The sequence below is a fragment of the Desulfurella sp. genome (assembly GCF_023256235.1).
In the GTDB taxonomy this organism is placed as follows: domain Bacteria; phylum Campylobacterota_A; class Desulfurellia; order Desulfurellales; family Desulfurellaceae; genus Desulfurella.
In genome coordinates this window covers 6,624-8,543 of record NZ_JAGDWY010000011.1, presented here as the reverse complement: position 1 = coordinate 8,543, position 1,920 = coordinate 6,624, and the positions used below count along the sequence as shown (strand labels likewise).

At 27.0% G+C, this 1,920-nt stretch carries 4 protein-coding genes; all 4 read left to right on the top strand.

Features of this window, described 5'->3' with window-relative positions:
- Positions 1-39: 39 nt before the first annotated feature.
- Positions 40-420, top strand: a complete 381-nt coding sequence (locus Q0C22_RS01150) for a sigma-70 family RNA polymerase sigma factor (protein ID WP_291490256.1) — start codon at positions 40-42, stop codon at positions 418-420.
- 1 nt (position 421) lies between these two features.
- Positions 422-1,057 (top strand): DnaJ domain-containing protein, encoded by a 636-nt coding sequence (locus Q0C22_RS01145; RefSeq protein ID WP_291490255.1) that lies wholly within the window; start codon positions 422-424, stop codon positions 1,055-1,057.
- Complete coding sequence (locus Q0C22_RS01140; protein WP_367172078.1) at positions 1,038-1,475, top strand: DUF2062 domain-containing protein; 438 nt, start codon at positions 1,038-1,040, stop codon at positions 1,473-1,475. The genes Q0C22_RS01145 and Q0C22_RS01140 overlap by 20 nt, the downstream gene beginning before the upstream one ends.
- Positions 1,472-1,920: metallophosphoesterase (locus Q0C22_RS01135; RefSeq protein WP_291490254.1), on the top strand; the 449-nt coding region annotated here is incomplete at its 3' end. The genes Q0C22_RS01140 and Q0C22_RS01135, both read left to right, overlap by 4 nt.

Sequence of the window (1,920 nt, the reverse complement as noted above, 5' to 3'; positions counted from 1 at the left end):
TAGATAAAAGATGCTTATTTTAGAGAATTTGGCGAAGAAATGGACAATGAAGAAGCTTCTAAAGTAAGTGGTTTTAGTGAAAAAGAAATTAAAGATATTGAAGCTGGCAGGCTCAAATTTAATTCTTTAGATAAAGCCATAGGAGAAGATGGTGACAACAATCTACTGGATGTTTTAGAAGATGAAAGCGTATCTGTAGAAGATGAGTTTATTTATGAATCAAGCGTTAATGTTCTAAGAAAACTTTTAAAACAATTACCCAATAGACAACAAGATATTATCAAAATGAGATTTGGGCTTGACTTAGATAGGCGATATACTTTAGACGAAATTGGAGAAAAATACCATATATCAAAAGAAAGGGTCAGACAAATAGAAAAAGAAGCTCTAAATAAACTAAAAAAAATGTTTGATAGGTAGTATGGATCCTTATAAAGTTTTGGGTTTAACAAATGATGCAAGTATAGATGAGGTAATTAAAACATACAGAGAACTAGCTAAAAAATACCATCCAGATTTAGCAAAAAACGATGATGAAAAGCAATACCTATTAAGTATTTTCCAGAACATTACAAATGCATATAATCAGATTAAAAACTCACATCAAAATACACAAACTGTATTTAAAACACAAATCGATAGTGATTATGCAAAATACCTTCTTTTTAAAGCAGAAGATTTTTTAAACAAAAACGAAATAGACAATGCCATAAACACATTAAAAATACTTCAAAAAACTCAAAAAAATACCAAAATTTACTTTCTTCTTGGAAAAGCATATATGGCAAAAGGCTATTACAAACAGGCTATTGATTATTATAGAAAAACGCTGGAATATGAAAACTATAATGTAGAAGCTTTGCTAGGACTTGCAAACTGTTATGAAAGAATTGGTTTAAAAAATACAGCTAAAAAAGTATATCAAGAAATTTTGGAGTGGGAACCAAATAACAAAATTGCTTTAAATAAACTAATTGATTTTGAAAAGAAACAAACACTTATAGAAAAACTCTTATCTGGTTTAGGGGGTAAAAAAAATAAAAAATTTACTTCGTAAACTGTTTGCTTTAAACGATACACCAAAGAAAATTGCTCTTTCATTTGCAATAGGTGTATTCATTTCTATAACACCGACGTTTGGATTTCACACCATACTTGCAATTATTATTGCTTTTTTGTTTCAACTAAACAAAATATCTATAATAATTGGCACACTTTTAAATAACCCATGGACAACTGTATTTGTTTATGCATTGTCATATAAAATTGGTGCTTTACTGTTAAATACTAAATTAAATGTAATCAATAACTTTTCAATTGATTTTTTACTGCATAAAGGCTTCCATATATACCTGATAACATGGCTAGGTAGTATAATAATTGCAATACCTGTATCAGTATTTTTTTATTTTATTGTAAAATTTATGTTAGAAAAACGAAAAAAAAATGAAAATAGATTAAACGAGATTGCATGAAAGCACTTTTTTTATCAGATATACACTATAAAAGCGAAGAAGAATTTTTGGTTTTTTTAGATGCAATATACAAACAATACGATAAAATATATATAGTTGGTGATTTATTTGAATTTTATTACGGTTATGAATTTTTGTTTTGTCAACATATTAAGTTAATTAACCTACTTAAAAAGATATCTGATGAAAAAAAAGTTTACTTGTTTGAAGGAAATCATGAATACAGGCTTGAAAAAATAAAAAAGTTTTTGCCAAAAGTTGAGGTTGTTAAAAAAGAATTAATAGAAAATATTGATTCAAAATTATTTTACATTGAGCACGGTGACTGTATTGATAAAAAAGATAAAGCTTACCTGATGTTTCGTAATATTCTTAAAAACCGCTTTACTCTGATGCTTATAAATTTGATATCACCTGTTTTTTTGCTTAAATTAGCAAACATTGC

Coding starts and splice junctions, on each gene's coding strand:
- Q0C22_RS01145 (WP_291490255.1), top strand. CDS start 422: ATGGATCCTTATAAAGTTTTGGGTTTAACAAATGATGCAAGTATAGAT.
- Q0C22_RS01150 (WP_291490256.1), top strand. CDS start 40: ATGGACAATGAAGAAGCTTCTAAAGTAAGTGGTTTTAGTGAAAAAGAA.